Consider the following 16,946-nt stretch of genomic DNA (forward strand, 5'->3'; position numbering starts at 1 on the left):
CCCCAACCCAGGTCGTCGGCCATGATGAAGACGATGTTGGGAAGCCGTCGGGGCGCCGCGATCGCGGCGTCGCCGCCAATCGCCGCCGCCACGCCGGCAAGCATTGCCTCCCGTCGCGTAACGGCCATCCGAGCCTCCTGATCGCCCGACTGGGACTGAAGCTCATGCATAACCGGCTTCATAGGATGTGCAAATTCCAGCGGATGCTCGGCGGTTCGTTAACAGCTACGCGCGAGAGCGCCGCCGTCCTCCTGGGCTGTCCTGACAATCCGCTTAGGTGACCCGCAGGAGGAGTGGTCTTACGAATAGAGCGCAAGCGTCGCGCGGCGATCAAAGGAGGGCCAGGTCAGAAAATTCATGAATAATCCATAGCGTTAATTATCACGCGACGGTTGACGATGCTTTATGAGGTCACGCTGTTCGTTCAAGAAGGTCGATGGCCCCAGGGCTAACGTCTCCGGGGGGAAGAAAAGATCGTGAACCAAGCTGTCGCGCGCGCCGATCACCTGGCGAAACTCACCTCGGCCCTGGCTCAGCTTAACGCGCGGATCCGCGCCGAAAGCGCCGATGTGGCCACCGCCGTGGCCTTGCGCGAACGCTTCTTGCCATCTCTGCCGGCGATTGAAGCGACCCGTGGGGTCATCATCCATCAGCTTGGGCGGGGCAAGTTGTCCAACGAGACGCTGCTCACGCTCTACGCGGCCTTGGGCGAGCTGGCTCAAGCCCTGACCTCGCCCTTGCCAGAGCTGGCGGCCGTCGTTGTCTTGTCGCAGCGGGGCGACCGGCGAGCTCGCCAGCGCGCCGAACAGCTGGATGCGCGCGCGCGCGCCATGCTCGGCGCGATCAGCAAGGCGCTGGTCGCAGGTTCGGGGGCGGCGTCGTTGCTCGTCACCCCTGTCGCCGCCAGCCTGCCCAAGAGCTCAGCGATCGGTCATTTCGCGGTTCAGGACGCGCTGATCGTGGCCGCGGCCAAGCCGCCCATTAGCATCGCGCCGCTAAAGGATCAGGCCGCCAATGGCAGCGGCGGCGGCGCCTGGTCGGACGGCGACACGGGGGACGGCTCGGCCAATCTGACGCTCACCGTAGAGGATCCCGATCACGTTGTGGTCGAGACGGGTCAGACGGGGATTCTCGTCTCCACCCGGGCTGGCTATGGCGGCAATGGCGGCAACGCGGGCGGCGGCGGCAGCGGCGGCGACGGCGGCTGGGGCGGCGGCGGCGGCAGCGTCACGCTCGACGCCTTGATCGACATCGTGACGAGCGGCGACGACGCGCACGGCATTGTGGCGATCAGCGCCGGCGGAGGGGGCGGCAACGGCGGCAACTTCGCCGTGGGCGTCGGCTCGGCCGGCGACGGTGGCCAGGGCGGCGCGGGCGGCGCGGTCAGCGTCAACCTCGGCGCCAACGGCATCGTGACGAACGGAAGCAACGCGAACGGGATCTTCGCCTCCAGCGTCGGCGGTCCGGGCGGCAGCGCCGGCAGCTGTGACGTTGCGATCTGCGGCAGCAGCGGCGGCGGCAACAGCGCCATCGGCGGCGCGGTGTCGGTCTATACGGAGGCCGGCGCGTCGATCGCCGTGAACGGCAAGTTCTCCAAGGGCATCCGCGCCGCCAGCCTGGGCGGCTTCGGCGGCAATGGCGGCGACTCCTATTTCGCGGCCGGCTACGCCTCGAACGGCGGCAGCGCCGGCGACGGCGGTCAGGTGACGGTGACCAACAACGGCGCCATTACCACCAAAGGGATCAATGGCGACGCGATCTTCGCCCAGAGCGTCGGCGGCGGCGGCGGCGATGGCGGTGACACCGGCATCAGCCTGTTCTCGTTGGGCGGCGGCGGCTCGCACGGCGGCGCCGGCGGCTCGGTCCAGGTCACCAACGGCGCCACGGGCGTCATCGAGACCTGGAACGCCTATTCGCGCGGGATCCTGGCCCAGTCGATTGGCGGCAGCGGTGGCTCGGGCGGCTCGGCTTCCAGTTTGGTCTCGATCGGCGGCAACGGCAGCGGCACGTCCAACGGCGGCGAGGTCACGGTCAACAACGCCGGCGTCATCACCACCCATGGCGAAGGCTCGCAGGCGATCTTCGCCGAAAGCGTCGGCGGCGGTGGCGGCGATGGGGGCGGCGCGGCCGGCCTCGCGGCGGTCGGCGGCATTGGCGGCGGCGGCGGCGATTCCAAGAAGGTCACCGTCGGCAACACCGGCTCCCTGACGACCAGCGGCGCCGACGCCTCGGCCATCTACGCCCAGAGCGTGGGCGGCGGCGGCGGCGACGGCGGCGGCGCGGGCGGCATGATCTCGATCGGGGGCTCGGGCGGCGATGGCGGCAAGGGCGGCGTGGTCGACATCGGCAACAGCGGCAAGATCCGGACGGGCGGCGACCGCTCGATCGGCGTCTTCGCCCAGTCGGTGGGCGGCGGCGGCGGCAACGGCGGCGGCGCGGCCAGCGTCGGGGCCTTCCTGAACATTTCGGTCGGCGGCACGGGCGGCAAGGGTGGCGACGGCGACATCGTCACGGTCAATGCCGGCGCAGGCAGTGACATCCGCACAGCGGGCGAGCGCGCGGCCGCGATCTTCGCCCAGTCGGTCGGCGGCGGCGGCGGCAATGGCGGCTACGGCGCAGGCGCTGCGGTCGGAGCCTTCGGCGCGCTCAGCATCGCCGTCGGCGGCAGCGGCGGCGATGGCGGCGACGGCAAGGCGGTCACGGTCAACAGCAGTGGCTACCTGGAAACGATCGGCGCGGACTCGCAAGGCCTCTTCGCCCAGAGCGTGGGCGGCAGCGGCGGCAATGGCGGCTTCGCGGTCGCCGCGGCCCTTGCGGTGGGCAAGGCGGCGTTGTCCGGCTCGGTCGCCGTGGGCGGCGCGGGAGCGGGAGCTGGCGACGGCGATCTCGTCACGGTGACCAACAGCGCCACGATCAGCACGACCGGCGATCGCTCTAGCGGCCTGCATGCCCAGAGCGTGGGCGGCGGCGGCGGTCACGGCGGCTGGAGCGGTTCGATTGCCGGGGCTGGCGGCGTGGTGGCCGGCGCTATCGCGGTGTCGGTCGGCGGCTCGGCCGGCGGCGGCGGCGACGGCGGCGTGGTCGATCTGACCAACACTGGCGGCATCAGCACCAAGGGCGCGGACTCCTATGGCGTCCTGGCCCAATCGGTCGGCGGTGGCGGCGGCACAGGTGGCTTCTCGGTCAGTGCGGCCGTCGGCGGCGGCAAGACGGCCGGCGGCGCCAGCCTGGCGCTGGGCGGCTCGGGCGGCGACGGCGGCGACGGCAAGGCCGTGGATGTCGACAGTAAGGGCGTTATCCTCACCGGCGGCGACCGCGCGGTCGGCATCCTGGCCCAGAGCCTGGGCGGCGGCGGCGGGGCTGGTGGCTGGAGCGGCGGCCTGGCGGTCGGCGCGGGCAGYAACGCCGGCGCAGCATCGGTCACGGTCGGCGGTTCCGGCGGCAAGGGCGGCGACGGCTGGAAGGTCGACGTCCAGAGCGGCAGCGATATCGGCACCAAGGGCGACGGCGCCCATGCCATCTTCGCCCAGTCGGTCGGCGGCGGCGGCGGCGCGGGCGGCTTCTCCATCTCGGGCGCCTTGGCGGTCGGCAGCACCAACAGCGTCGCCCTCAACGCCAGCGTCGGCGGCAGCGGCAGGGTCGGCGGGACATCCAGCGACGTCAAGGTCAAGGCCACGGGCGCTGCCGAGACGACTGGCGACGCCGCGCATGGCGTCTTCGCGCAAAGCGTGGGCGGCGGCGGCGGCGATGGCGGCTGGGCGGGTCGCTTGACCGGCGCGGTCGCGACCAACAAGAGCGTCACCCTGGGCGTCAGCCTGGGCGGGCAGGGCGGCTCGGGCGGTAACAGCGGCGATGTCGAGGTCGACATCATCGGCGAGATCCTGACCCACGGCGACGCGGCGCACGCCGTCTTCGCCCAGAGCGTCGGCGGCGGCGGCGGCACGGGCGGCTTCACGGTCGCGGCCAATTTCGGCGCGACCAAGTCGACCAATATCGGCTTGACGATGGGCGGCAGCGGYGGCGGCGCGGGCGAGGCCGGCGACGTCAAGGTCACCACCACCAAGACCGTCAACACCAAGGGCGACGGTTCGATCGGCGTCTTCGCCCAGAGCGTGGGCGGCGGCGGCGGGGCGGGCGGCTCGGCCGGCAACATCGCCCTGTCGGGCAGCCAGTCGGTGAACGTGACCGCCAACATGGGCGGTTTCGGCGGCAACGGCACGACCGGCGGTGACGTCGAGGTGATCAACAGCGGCGCCATTTGGACCGTCGGCGAGTTGTCGCACGGCATCCTGGCCCAATCGATCGGCGGCGGCGGCGGCCATGGCGGCATGACCGGGCTCGATTCCGATGATTGGGGCGAATATCTCGCCGGCGGCAGCGGCTCGGTCTCGTTCGGTGACCGCAGCCAGAACATCTCCATCGCGATGGGCGGCTCGGGCGGCAAGGGCAACGACGGCGGCGACGTCAAGGTCGTCAACTCGGGCAATATGCGCACCGACGGCTCGCTGAGCCATGTGATCTATGCCCAGAGCGTGGGCGGCGGCGGCGGCGACGGCGGCGTCGCCACCTCGGTGTCCGGCGCGATGGGCGCGGGCAAGAATGGCGTCTACTCGATCGCCATGGGCGGCTTCGGCGGCACAGCGGGCGACGGCGGCAAGGTGACGGTGGGGAACACCGGCACGCTGGCCTCGAACGCCGACGGCAGCCACGGGGTCTTCGCCCAGTCGGTCGGCGGCGGCGGCGGCGCGGGTGGTGACGCCCGGGGCTTCGCCTTGGCCTTCTCGTCCTCGAAATCCAAGGGCCAGACGTCGGTCTCCGTCTCGCTGGGCGGCTACGGCGGCGCGGCGGGCGACGGCGGCGAAGTCATCGTCGACAATAAGGGTGGGATCTATACCGATGGCGCACAGTCGTACGGCGTGCTGGCCCAGTCGGTCGGCGGCGGCGGCGGCGCCGGCGGCGTCGTTTCCACCGAAGGCGAGGAAATCCCCAACATCCTCGACCTGATCAACAAGGGCGAAGGCAAGGGCGCGCAGATCGCCATCGGCGGCAGTGGCGCGGCGGCGGGCGACGGGGGCGTGGTCCGCGTCCTCAACGACGGCGTGATCCACACGGTGGGGCAAGGCAGCCATGCCATCTTCGCCCAGTCGGTGGGCGGCGGCGGCGGCCTTGGCGGCTCGGGCTTGGCCGGCGAGGTGAGCATCGGCGGCCAAGGCGCGGCGGCCGGCGACGGCGGCGAAGTCTATGTCCAGAACAAGGGCTCGATCGTCACCGAAGGCGACCTGGCTCGCGGCGTCTTCGCCCAGTCGATCGGCGGCGGCGGCGGGGTCGGCGGCGCGACCGACGCGGAAAGCGAAGACGAAGAACGCGGCGGTTTGGCCGCGACCATGTCCACGGTCGGCAACCTGACAGCCACGGCCGAGTTCGTGAAGTCGCTCAAGGCGCCGGCGTTCGGCATCGGCATCGGCGGCATGGGCGGCGCGGCCGGGGACGGCGGCAAGGTTACGGTGATCAACGAGGGCAAGATCACGACCTCCGGCGTGAACGCCAACGGCATCTTCGCCCAGTCGGTGGGCGGTGGCGGCGGCCAGGGCGGCGAGGGCATCATGTCCGCCGTCGGCCAGGTAGTGTTCTCCGGTCTCGGCGGTTCGGCCGGCGACGGCGGCGAGGTGATCGTCACCAACAAGGGCGACATCACGACCTCCGGCGCGGGGGCCACCGGCATTTTCGCCCAGAGCGTGGGCGGCGGCGGCGGCCTGGCCGGAGACTATTCGCTAGGCCTGGCCTCGTGGGGCAACACCACGGCCTTCGGCGGCCAGAACTACAGCGACATCCTGGATCTGCAGCTGAACCCGATCCACGCCAATGGCGGGAACGGCGGCGACGTGACGGTGACCAACACCGGCAACATCACGGTCACCGGGATCGGCGCGGTCGGCATCTTCGCCCAGTCGGTGGGCGGCGGCGGCGGCCTGTTCGGCGGCAAGATGCTGCTGGGCTTCATCGGTTCGATGGAAGGCGTCGGCGAGGGCGGCAAGGTGACCGTCGTTCAGAACGGCAACGTCATCGTCGGCGGCAAGAACGGCATCGGCGCGGTCTTCCAGAGCGCCTCGAAGGACGGCAACGACGACATCACCGCCACCCTGAACGGCGACGTGAAGGGCGGCTCGGTCTACGGTATGGGCGTCCTGATGGACGGGGGTAAGAACAACACCCTCACCCTCAACGGCGTGACCTGGTCGGACTCCAAGCTAGCCGTCACGGGCACAGGCGGCAACGACGCCGTCATCGCCAACAAGGGCCTGATCGGCAATGTCGACCTGGGCCTGGGCGTCAACAGCGTCACCAACAACGCCAAGTCGTTCTTCGTCTCGCTGGACTATGTGAAGCTGAACGGCGGCAATCTGATCAACCACGGTCTGCTCAGCCCCGGCGACGCGGGCGTGGTCCAGACGACGGCGGTCCAGGGCAGTTTCATTCAGTCGGCCACCGGCAACATGCTGACCGACCTGGACCTGTTGCGCACCGGCAAGTCGGGCGAGATCGACCAACTGAAACTGACCGGCTCGATCGACATCAAGGGCGCGTTCACGCTGAACATCCTGAACCCCGGCTACGCGCTGCCGGGCAGCCACACCGTGGCTATCCTGGACGGCTCGGGCACGGTGACCCAGTCGGGCGTGATGCTGAACAAGCCGATCTCGGCCGTGGCGGGCTTCGCCCTGGCCGCGACTAGCCAGGACCTGAACCTCAAATACGATATCGACTTCTCGCCCAGCGGCTTGAACCGCAACCAGACGGCGCTGGGCGACCATATCAACGCCATCCAGACGGCCGGCAGCTCGCCGACCTTCGCGCCGATCACGGCCGAGCTGTTTTATGTGCCCAGCGTGCCTGAGTTGGCGAAGTTCTATGACGGCTTCTCGCCGGAGACCTATGCCGCCCAGCAGACGGCGCAGATCTTCGCCAGCCAGCAGTTCGCGGACTCGATGTTCAGCTGCCCTCGGTCCAGTGAGGGCGTCACCGTCTCCGAGCGCGGCTGCATCTGGGTGAAACCCTCGGCCCGCTGGCTGGAGCTCAAGGGCAGCTCGGCCGCCATGGCCTATGACGAGAACTCGACCGGCCTGGCCGGCGGCTTCGAGGCGGCGGTCAGCGGCGACGGCGCTTGGCGCGTCGGCGGCGCCCTGTCGGCCGAGGACGTCGGCGGCGGCGTCAAGAGCCGCGTCAACGCCGATGGCCAGCGCTACCAGGGCGGCCTGGTGGTCAAGCGCGACCCGGGCCACGGCTTCGGCGTCGGTCTGGCGATCCACGGCGGCCAGTCGGACATGAAGACGCGGCGCCTGGTTCCGCTGCCGGCTTCACCCGCGCGCTTCGCCCGAGGCAAACAGGACATGAGCTTCCTGGCGGCCAGCGGTCGCGCCTCGTATCGCTGGGGTTCGGACCGGGCCTATGTGAAGCCGATGATCGAAGCCAGCGCCGTGAAGGTCGATACCAAGGGCTTCGCCGAAACCGGCGCCGGCGCGGTCAACTTGGTCGTGCCGGACCAGAAGGACACCTATGGCCGCGCCAGCTTCAAGGTCGAGGTCGGCGCCGAGTTCAAGGGCCGCAGCGCCGTCTACCGGCCCTATGGCCGAGTAGGCGCGACGTATTCGTCGGACGCCGAAAAAGCGCTGTTCGAGGCGGCCTTCCAGGGCGCTCCGGCCGCGGCGGCCAGCGGTTTCACGGTCAATCCCGGCTTGGACAAGACGACCTTCGATACCGAGCTGGGCGTGTCGGTCATTGGCCCCAAGGCCAGCGGCCGCCTGGCCTGGACTGGCCAGTTCGGCGACCGGACCCGGAACCAGACCCTGTCGCTGAAGGTGGCGATCCCGTTCTAACCCAGGAGCATCGAGAGCGGACAGACACGCAGTTACCCTCAATTTAAGCCTTGGCCAACGTGCTGGCGGCCTTGCCGTCATACTGACCGCCGAAGCTAGTCTTCAGGTGGGCCATGATCGCCCCGACGTTGGCGCCGGGGTTCTTGGCCCGGAAGTCGTTGATGGCCTCGCGCAGTTCCGATTCCGTCATCTGCTTGGGGCCATACGAGGACAGGATCGCCAGTTCGGCTTCAGCCGCCTTGGTCCGCTCGTCCACCTTCGACACATCGCCACCGGCGTCGATCAGGCGCGCGCGTTCGGTCGCGAGGTTTTCCAGCGTCAGCTTCGTGTTCTTCAAGAACTTTGCGACGGTTGCGACGACCTTTTCGTCAGTGACTTCCGTCACGCCGCGCTTGAATTCTTCGGTCGTGATCTGCGTGGCTTCGCCGATCAATGTGGTGAGCACGTCAGCCTTCAGACGGTCGCTCAGCTTGCGTGCTGTTAGTTGGTCAGCTTTGAGCTCGTCGAGCAAAGCCATGTCGTCGTCCTTTCAGTTCACTCTATTCGATAGTGCTTTAGTGGATGGTGACCGCAGCTCTTAAGGGCACGGGCGAGGCGTAAGTCACGAGGAGTTATCCGGGCTAAATCCGCCCCGTTAGCGCAACGATCCTATATATCTCGGATAAGGCAGGGAGCGCATGGCGGAACGCATTTCGCTGCCAGCCCTTTCTTGCGCGGCGGGACCGCGGCAGTGGGCGAGCTGAAAGACAAGTGTCCAGCGTCAACATCCTGGAAGCAGGCCAATGGCGGCTTCTGGCGTAGAGCGGGCGTCCGAACGTCGCCGATGGCGTCCCATCGGTCAGGACGCACGCCCTCAACGCGCCAGAGCCAGACGAGCGAGGCGATGATGCAGGCGCCGCCATAGGCGGCGTAGGCTCGGCCGGCGGCCGCGCTGTCGACCAGGGTCAGCAACCAGGCGAACAGCGCCAAGAAGACCATGCCCGGCGCCAGCCACCAGATCGACTTGCCTTCGCGAAGCCACATCCAGAAGCTGAAACAGCCGGCGATTTCCACCAGAGCCTAGCCCGCATAGACGAGCGATGTCTTGATCATGCGTGGCGACCCTGGCTGCGCTTGGTCAGCGTGTAGCGATCGGGAAGCCGAAGTCGCGGCAACGGCGGCGGCGGCGCTGCGCTAGCGAGCGCGGTGCAGGAACCTGTATAGCGGATCCTCCGGGAAGCGGCCGCCGACGGGCGTACGGCCGCCAAACCGTTCGGGATGGGCGCCGGGCGTGGGCGGGCTTTTTTCGATCCAGTCGAAGATCACCTGGCGGTCAGCGATGCGCCAGTCGCCATCGCGCTTTTCGAACTTGTCGAGATACCGTCCGCACATGTGCAGGACGACGAGCGCTTCATCGTCGTCGGGCTGCCGGTGCAGGGCGGTGAACGAGGACTCGACCGCCGCGGTTGACGGGTTCTGGAACTTGATCATGACGTTGTGCACGTGATGGACGCTGCGTTCGATGTGCGGCAACGCCTTCATCGCCCAGTCGACGAACGCCGCCGCCGAGCCCTCGAAGGGCCCATGCTGGTCGCGGCCCTCGGGCCAAGCCACCGAGCGTAACGCGGCCTCGTCCATGCGGTCTATGCCGCGGCAGTAGCGATAGAGACATTCGCGGATCTGTTCGCGGTCCCACAGCTCTTGCAGGTTCGGTTGATCTGACATGGCTTGGGCCTTGCTCACGGGATCTGGGTCAAAGGGTGTCAGAGGCGTCGCCGGCGTCGCCGAACGCCATCCAGCCGCCGTCGACGCTAAGGGTCGCGCCGGTGATGTAACTGGCGGCCGGCGAGGCCAGAAAGACGATGACCCGGGCGACCTCGGCCGGGTCGCCCAGCCGGCCAATCGGCGTGCGCCGGGCGATCTTGTCGAGCCGGGCTCGCCCGGTCGATGTCAGCGCCAGGACGGCCGGGGTGTCGATATAGCCGGGGGCGACGGTGTTCACGCGGATGCCAGCCGAGGCCCATTCGCAGGCCAGGCTTCTCGTCATCATCGTCACGGCGGCCTTGGCGGCGCAGTAGGCGTTGCGACGGGGCAAGGCGGCCAGGCCCGCGATCGAGCCGAGATTGATGATCACGCCGCCATCGCTCATCACGCGCGCCGCGGCCTGGGCGGCGTTCAGCGGGCCGCTGAAGTTGAGATCGTAGACGCCGGTGAAGTCCTCGGCGGTCTGATCCAGGGTCGACTTGGAAGCGTCGGCGGCCCCGGCGTTGTTGATCAGCACGTCCAGGCGGCCCCAGCGCGCCTTGGCCTGCGCGAAGGCGGCGTCGATCGCGGCAACATTGGTGACGTCGGCCTGGACGACGAGGTGGTCCTCGCCGAGTTCCACGGCGAGCGCCTGAGCGCCGTCCGCATCGCGGTCGATGACCAGCAGCCGGTCGCCGGCGGTCCTGAAGAGGTCGACGACGCAGCGGCCGATGCCGCCGGCTCCGCCGGTGACCGCGACGATGCGAGGCGATCGAGGTTCGGCCATCGGCGCGGGGGCGGACGAGGCCGGACCGGCGCCGCCATAGACGGTGTAGCCGCCGTCAATGACCAGCGTCGCGCCGACGATGTAGCTGGCCTCGTCGCCGGCCAGGAAGAAGATGCCCTCGGCCATCTCCTCGGGTTCGCCCATCCGGCCCGCCGGGATTCGGGCCAGCACCGTCGATGGACTCAGCAGGCCGCGATCGAGTTGATCCTGCACCATCTGGGTGCGCGTGTAGCCGGGCAGCACGGCGTTGACGCGGACGCCTCGCGCCGCCCATTCGCAGGCCAGGGTTCGGGTCAGGGAGATCACCGCCGCCTTGCTGGCGCTGTAGCTGGTGCGCTTGGCCAGCGCCACGAGCCCCGCCCCGGAGGCGAGGTTGACGATGGCGCCTCGCCCTTGGGCGGTCATGATGCGCCCGGCCTCACGCGCGGCCAGGAAGGCGCCCGTCACATTGATCGACTGCAGCCGTCGGATCTCGTCGGCCGTCTGGTCGAGGGTCGCGATCGGTTGCGGATCGGTCACGCCGGCGTTGTTGACCAGGACATCGAGGCGGCCGAACTCGCTCAGCACACGGCCGAACCCTTCGCGAACCTGGGTTTCGGACGAGACGTCCATGGCGATGGCGACATGGTTCGCACCCAGGCTCGCGGCCCGCTCGATGGCGCGCTCGATATTGCGGTCAGCGATCAGCACCCGGTCGCCCGCGCTCGCGAAGCGTTGCGCCGCCGCCCAGCCAATGCCGTCGGCCCCGCCCGTCACCAGAACCACACGCGGCTTTGCCTTGGAGAGCATGCTGTACTCGGCTCGATGCTGGCGCCGGCGCGGCGCACTAGAAGCCTAGCAGCGGTTGGGGATGGGATCCGTCGCCATAATCCACCCCGCTCAATATCCCCTATGTGATGTGGGCCGCTCCGACCGGCGTGATGCCGGCGGCCCGCCGCCAGCGGCTATCAATCTCGGCCAAACGGTCGGCGACCGGTGACGGGTAGGGAGGAAATGATGTCGTGCTTGAAGGTTGAGGTCGAAGACTTCGTGGCGACGGTGACGCTGGCCAATCCGCCGGTCAATTCCGCCAGCGTCGAGATGATGCTGGAGCTGACCGCCACCTTCGACGCATTCAACGAAAGCAGCGACGTACGCGCGGTGCTCCTGACCGCCGAGGGCAAGACGTTTTGCGCCGGCGCCGACCTGAAGAACCGCCCGGGTCCGGACGCGCCGGCTGGCACGGCCTACGCGCGTCAGCGCATGGCGCGCGAGATGAGCTGGTCGATGGTCGAATGCAGCAAGCCCATCGTCGTCGCCGTCAATGGCGCGGCGCTGGGCGCGGGTCTGGGGATCGTCGCCAGCTGCGACATCATCGTGGCCTCCGAGCGCGCCGTGTTCGGTCTTCCCGAAATCGACGTCGGCCTGGCCGGCGGCGCCAAGCACGCCCTGCGCTTCATTCCCCACTCGCTGGCTCGGCGCATGGTGCTGACCGGCTGGCGCGTGCCCGCCGAGGAGCTTTATCGGCGCGGCCTCATCGAGGCGGCTTTGCCGCACGAAGAATATCTGGACTACGCGCGAACCATCGCCAAGGAAATCGCCAGCAAAAGCCCGCTCGCCGTCGCCGCGGCCAAGGACAGCCTCAACGTCATCGACAATCTGAGCCTGCGCGACGGCTATCGTTACGAACAGGGCAACACTCTGAAGCTGTCGAAGAGCGACGACGCGAAGGAAGCGGTCAAGGCCTTCATCGAAAAGCGCCCGCCGGCGTTTCAGGGCAAATAGCGTGAAACCGCCGCGTCCGGCTTGGCCGGACGCGACTTCGCGTTGAGGCCTCAGGGATTGGCGACGATCCGGCGCAAGAGCGGCGCGGCCACGCCGGCGGTGTTGCGCACACGGGCCCAGCGTTCCAAGCATGCGAGCGGATCGCAGGCGTGCGTCCTGGCCATGTAGAGCGGCCCACCCCGCCACTTCGGAAATCCTAGCCGCGCCGTCCAGACCGCGTCGACCAGGCTGGGCGACAGGTCGGGACGCGCTTCGAGGGCATGGGCCGTGCCGTTGATCGCTGCCGTCAGGCAGCGCTCGACGATGACCTCGCCGTCGATCGGGGCGCGGGCGCAGCGCTGGAAGGTGGCCGACGCCTGGAGAAGCCGATCGACCTCCGGCTCGAAGGTGTAGCGGCCATCACTGCCGTGGCGATACCAGCCGGGCGCGTCCGGGCCGCCAATGCGCCCCTCATCGGCCATGAGGTCCAGGGTTGGCGAATAGGTGACCCAATCCTCGCCATTGGCCAGACTGGCCTGGCGGCGAAACACCGACTCCATGCCGTGACGATCCGAGCGCGTGAACGGGCCGTGGAGAAAGCCGAACCTCTGAAGCTCGCGGTCGATCTGACCTGGTGTCGCGCCTTCGTCCAGCAGGTGGATGGCTTCGCGCAGCAGCGGCCATGCCAGTTCGTGGGCCAGGTCGGTGGGGAGGTTGGCGCGGGCCAGCGTCGCCTGACCGCGCTCGGCATAGGTCAGGGCCTGGGCTTCGGGCGAGGCGGCGAAGGCCTCGTCCAGCCGGTCGATCTCGACACGGGCGCGTTTCGCCGGCGTCTGCGCTGCGAACTCCAGCGCCCGCAGCAGCGTCATCGGCGCGGCCTGATGCGGCGCTTCGCGGCGGACCTTGGCGCGCAGGCCATAGATCTTGGCGGCGACGACTTCCGGCTCGGCGCTGAGGGTGAGCTTTCGCCCGCCATTGAGGCTATAAGCCAGCTTCCCGGCGACGTGGAGGAGATCTCGGGCGGCGACCAAATCGACGAGGCCGTGCTCGATGGCGGCCTTGCAGTCCCAGACCGCGTTGAAGACGCTAAGATCGGCCGCGCGCTCGACCTCGACCAGCCGCGCCAGGCGGATCAGGGTCTCGGCGGCGGGGAGATGGCCCTCGCTGCGGGCCAGGTTCGAGAAGGTGGCGTTGGGCGAGGCGACGCGCGCGGCGCAGGCCAGGGCCAGTTCCAAGCCCGAGCCCGTGACGGGGCCAGAGAGGGCGGCAATGACCGGCTTGGCCGAGCCGGCGACCGCCGCATAGACCACCGAACGCGCATCGTCGGGCGCTGTTTTGGCGGCGAGCACATCGCTGAACAGGCGTCGGCCGTGCAGGACTATGGCGCAGACATCGGGATCTTCGCCGAACGCGGTGACCTTCTCGATGAAGTCTCGGGCGTGCGCCGCATCCCAGCTGCAGGGCGGTGGGCAGTCGAGTTTGAGATGCGCGACGTGACGCAGGGGCGTCGGCGCGAGTTGATCTGATTGGCCAATCAAGGCGCCGAGCGTCGGTCGGCGGGGCGTTCTCAGTCCCATGTTTCCTCCGACCGGTTGCGTATCGCCGTCCGCTTCAAGCGGTTCTCGCCGGTTCGACGGGCGCCGAAGCACACGTCATGAGCCCACAACAGCACGCCGCGTGAACCGCTGAAAGCGCTTGGCGGTCGCGGCTTCCCAGTATCGCGTATGTGAAAAGACTTCTCCGGACCCAGCCGGCTCGGCGGCGATGGGCGATCCGCTCCTATGGTCCGGGCCAGAGCCCATYGGACAATAGGAAAAGCCATGCTCGGCCTGATGCAGGATACGCCCCTGACGCTGTCCTCGCTGCTTGATCACGCGGCCCGGTTCCATGGTGAAGTCGAGATCGTCTCCAGCGACCCCGGCGGCGTGACCCGCAGCAACTATGCGAAGGTCGCAACGCGTGCGCGCAAGCTCGCCGCCGCGCTTCGGCGCCGCGGCTTCAACGAGGGTGATCGCGTCGCCAGCCTGGCCTTGAACACCACCCGGCACCTGGAGCTCTATTATGGAGTCACCGGGGCCGGCGGGATCCTGAACACCGTCAATCCGCGTCTCTTTCCCGAGCAGATCGCCTTCATCCTGCGCCATGCCGAGAACCGCATCGTGTTCTTCGACCCGGCTTTCGGAAAGCTGCTCGAACCGCTGGCCGTCCAAGCCCCTAACGTCGAGACCTATGTCTGCCTGTCCAGCGCTCAGGACATGCCCGACCTGCGCCTGCCCAACCTGATCAGCTACGAGAACCTCGTCGCGCCCGAGGCCAGCGACGCGCCCTGGACCACCGTGTCGGAAAACGCCGGGGCGATCCTCTGCTACACCTCAGGCACGACCGGCGATCCAAAGGGTGTCCTCTACAGTCACCGATCCTTGGTCCTGCACGCCTTCATCGCCACGGGCGCGGACGGCATGGCCGTCTCCCGGCGCGACAGCATCCTTCTGGTGACTCCGCTCTTCCACGTGAACGCCTGGGGAATCCCGTTCAGCGCCGCGATGTGCGGCGCCAAACTGGTGCTCCCCGGCGCGGCGGTTGACGGGGAAAACCTCTTCAACCTGATGCGCGCCGAACGCTGCACGTTCAGTCTGGGAGTGCCGACCGTCTGGCTCGGCTTCCTCGACTATGTCGCCACGCACCGAGAGGAACTGGATCTGTCGGGTCTGGCCCTCGAGCGCGTCCTGGTCGGCGGCTCGGCCGCGCCGCGCAGCCTGATCGAGCGCTTCGACTACATGCTGGGCGTCTATGTCATCCACGCTTGGGGTATGACCGAGACTAGTCCATTGGCGACGGTCGGAACCCCGCTGCCCGAACACGCCTTCCTCGACCGCCAGGCCCGTTATGACGTCCAAGCGCTTCAGGGCCGTGCGATCTATGGCGTCGACCTCAGGATCGTCGACGTCGACGGCGCGATAGCGCCTCATGATGGCGTCGCCATCGGCGATCTCCAGGTTCGAGGCCCCTGGGTGGTGCGGCGCTACTTCAAGGGTGACGAGCTGGCCACGGCCGAGGACGGTTGGTTCCCGACCGGCGACGTCGCCAAGATCCACCCCAATGGCTACCTGCAGCTCACCGACCGGTCCAAGGACATTATCAAGTCGGGCGGCGAATGGATCTCCTCGGTCGATCTGGAGAACGCCGTCATCGCCCATCCCGACGTGCGGGAGGCGGCCGTGATCGGCGTGCCCCATCCCAAGTGGCAGGAACGGCCGTTGCTGATCATCGTGCCGACGCCCGAGAGCACGCCGGACAAGGCCGAGATCCTCCAATTCCTCGCCTCGCGCGTGGCTCGCTGGCAGGTCCCTGACGACGTGGTCATCGTCGAGACCTTGCCGCACACGGCGACCGGCAAACTGCTGAAGTCGAAGCTTCGCGAGACCTATCGCCATCATCTCGACGGACCCAGCCTAGACGGGCGACCTCAAGCCTCGGGCGCGGCATAGCGCTTGAGGCTTTCGCCGTATTCGGCCACACCCGCGTTCATGATCGCCACGATCTCGCTCTTGTGCCGGGCGATGCGGCTGTTGAGGCCGCCGACGCCCAGGGTCAGCTGGACGCCGTGCGGGGTGGCCGGCAACGGCATGGCGATCCCTGCGGCGTTGGGGAAGGGGAAGGCGGCCAGCAGGCCGTAGCCTTCCCGGCGCACCCACGCCAGCTGCTCCTGCAGCTGAGTGATGTCGATCCGGTCGCCGGTCCCGCCCAGATAGGCGTTGATGTGCCGGCAGAGCTTGTCGACCGCCTTGACCTGCATTTGGCTCATCAGAACCAGACCCGCGGCCGAGTGGGGCAGGACGCGCATGCTGCCTTCGGTCAGCGCCACCTTGTACGGGTGGGTAGGTTGGATGATCCGCAGGTGCTGGATGAAGATGTCGTTCTGCGACGAGATCACCACCGTCTCGTTGGTCTGCTCGAAAATGCGGGTGACCAGACGATCGATGTCGCCAGACCCGAAAAGGTGATGATTGACCCAGTCGCCCAGCGCCGCCACCCGGGGCGTTGGAAAATAGGTGCGCGAGGCGCGGTCGTAGTTCAGGTAGCCCAGAACGACCATGCTCTTCAGGAGGGTCGTGGTGCTCGACTGCGGGTAACCCAATTTCTCGAAAATGTAGGTCAGGCGCAGGGGCGTGCGTTGCTCCTGGAAGAGCTCGAGAATCTCAAGCGTGCGGGCGGCGGATTTGATGGGGTCTCGGCGCATCGAAAGGTTCCAAGCGTGACGGACCAACCCTGACAGCAGTCCTGTTTAGAGCGCTGCGTTCAGGGCGCGTCCAGTCATCCTGTACATATGTGATATTTCCGGAGGTTGTTTCCGCGCGATGGCGAGGTTTCACTCAACACTGCATTGCGTTCCGGAGACGCGAACAAGGCCGTGGTGCGACAGTTCATCGCTCCCAATCAGCATTCAAATATCTCGTTTGCGATAATCAGAGGTCTATTCTTCCTTCACTGGCGAGATCACGCTCGCCGCTGCTCCCTAGGCGAGACGCCGCTAGYGCGTCGCAACAATCACGGATGAGCCCGCGCCAGCGGAAGCTCATTGGGGGAAACGAATGGTGATCGCGCAAACCTTGCGCCGTGCGACCTTGCTCGCCGGCGCTTCGACGCTCTCTTTGTTCCTGGCTTCGCCGGCGGCGGCGCAGGTCGCCGCCCCGGCCCCGGCGCAGGAGGCCGCGACGCTTGACGAGCTGGTCGTCACGGCCCAGCGGCGCGAGGAAAAACTGCAGGAAGTGCCGATCGCCGTGTCGGCCTTCTCCGGCGACATGCTCAGGCGCCAGAAG

The 16,946-nt window shown here is 68.2% G+C and carries 8 protein-coding genes and 2 pseudogenes; 4 read left to right on the forward strand and 6 right to left on the reverse strand.

Annotated features, from left to right (window positions below; genetic code table 11):
* The first annotated feature begins 476 nt into the window (after nt 1-476).
* A complete protein-coding gene (locus AC1DSO_RS22060) occupies nt 477-7,874 on the forward strand; it encodes a hypothetical protein (RefSeq protein WP_477070849.1) in 7,398 nt (2,465 codons plus the stop codon).
* Between the two features lie 43 nt (nt 7,875-7,917).
* On the opposite strand, the gene AC1DSO_RS22065 is transcribed toward AC1DSO_RS22060, so the two are convergent.
* The 4 genes and pseudogenes from AC1DSO_RS22065 to AC1DSO_RS22080 form a co-directional block, all read right to left on the reverse strand.
* Nucleotides 7,918-8,391, reverse strand: coding sequence for a GatB/YqeY domain-containing protein (locus AC1DSO_RS22065; protein ID WP_477070850.1), 474 nt, complete (start codon nt 8,389-8,391; stop codon nt 7,918-7,920).
* 296 nt (nt 8,392-8,687) lie between these two features.
* Nucleotides 8,688-8,930: pseudogene (locus AC1DSO_RS22070) on the reverse strand (YnfA family protein); the annotation flags it as partial.
* Between the two features lie 117 nt (nt 8,931-9,047).
* On the reverse strand, nt 9,048-9,578 hold the full coding sequence (locus tag AC1DSO_RS22075; RefSeq protein ID WP_477070851.1) for a nuclear transport factor 2 family protein: 531 nt from the start codon (nt 9,576-9,578) through the stop codon (nt 9,048-9,050).
* Nucleotides 9,579-9,606: 28 nt separating this feature from the next.
* A complete protein-coding gene (locus AC1DSO_RS22080; protein WP_477070852.1) occupies nt 9,607-11,172 on the reverse strand; it encodes a glucose 1-dehydrogenase in 1,566 nt (521 codons plus the stop codon).
* A gap of 204 nt (nt 11,173-11,376) precedes the next feature.
* Between AC1DSO_RS22080 and AC1DSO_RS22085 the strand changes: the two genes are divergently transcribed.
* The gene (locus AC1DSO_RS22085) at nt 11,377-12,147 is read left to right on the forward strand and encodes an enoyl-CoA hydratase/isomerase family protein (protein WP_477070853.1); all 771 of its coding nucleotides are present in this window, start codon (nt 11,377-11,379) and stop codon (nt 12,145-12,147) included.
* Nucleotides 12,148-12,197: 50 nt separating this feature from the next.
* Here the strand turns inward: AC1DSO_RS22085 and AC1DSO_RS22090 are convergent, their stop codons facing one another.
* The gene (locus tag AC1DSO_RS22090; RefSeq protein ID WP_477070854.1) at nt 12,198-13,703 is read right to left on the reverse strand and encodes an enoyl-CoA hydratase/isomerase family protein; all 1,506 of its coding nucleotides are present in this window, start codon (nt 13,701-13,703) and stop codon (nt 12,198-12,200) included.
* Nucleotides 13,704-13,946: 243 nt separating this feature from the next.
* On the opposite strand from AC1DSO_RS22090, the gene AC1DSO_RS22095 reads away from it, so the two are divergent.
* A complete protein-coding gene (locus AC1DSO_RS22095) occupies nt 13,947-15,614 on the forward strand; it encodes a long-chain fatty acid--CoA ligase (RefSeq protein WP_477070855.1) in 1,668 nt (555 codons plus the stop codon).
* Here AC1DSO_RS22095 and AC1DSO_RS22100 read toward each other — a convergent pair.
* Nucleotides 15,593-16,366 (reverse strand): IclR family transcriptional regulator, encoded by a 774-nt coding sequence (locus AC1DSO_RS22100; RefSeq protein WP_477070856.1) that lies wholly within the window; start codon nt 16,364-16,366, stop codon nt 15,593-15,595. The two genes, AC1DSO_RS22095 and AC1DSO_RS22100, sit on opposite strands and share 22 nt — an antisense overlap.
* A 236-nt stretch (nt 16,367-16,602) precedes the next feature.
* On the opposite strand from AC1DSO_RS22100, the pseudogene AC1DSO_RS22105 reads away from it, so the two are divergent.
* Nucleotides 16,603-16,946, forward strand: a pseudogene (locus AC1DSO_RS22105) (TonB-dependent receptor); the annotation flags it as partial.

Source organism: Caulobacter sp. P4_E5 (genome assembly GCF_056401555.1).

What these genes read in the sequence shown, in the direction of transcription:
- AC1DSO_RS22065 (WP_477070850.1), bottom strand. Translation starts at nt 8,391, where the DNA reads ATGGCTTTGCTCGACGAGCTCAAAGCTGACCAACTAACAGCACGCAAG.
- AC1DSO_RS22075 (WP_477070851.1), bottom strand. Translation starts at nt 9,578, where the DNA reads ATGTCAGATCAACCGAACCTGCAAGAGCTGTGGGACCGCGAACAGATC.
- AC1DSO_RS22080 (WP_477070852.1), bottom strand. Translation starts at nt 11,172, where the DNA reads ATGCTCTCCAAGGCAAAGCCGCGTGTGGTTCTGGTGACGGGCGGGGCC.
- AC1DSO_RS22085 (WP_477070853.1), top strand. Translation starts at nt 11,377, where the DNA reads ATGATGTCGTGCTTGAAGGTTGAGGTCGAAGACTTCGTGGCGACGGTG.
- AC1DSO_RS22090 (WP_477070854.1), bottom strand. Translation starts at nt 13,703, where the DNA reads ATGGGACTGAGAACGCCCCGCCGACCGACGCTCGGCGCCTTGATTGGC.
- AC1DSO_RS22095 (WP_477070855.1), top strand. Translation starts at nt 13,947, where the DNA reads ATGCTCGGCCTGATGCAGGATACGCCCCTGACGCTGTCCTCGCTGCTT.
- AC1DSO_RS22100 (WP_477070856.1), bottom strand. Translation starts at nt 16,366, where the DNA reads ATGCGCCGAGACCCCATCAAATCCGCCGCCCGCACGCTTGAGATTCTC.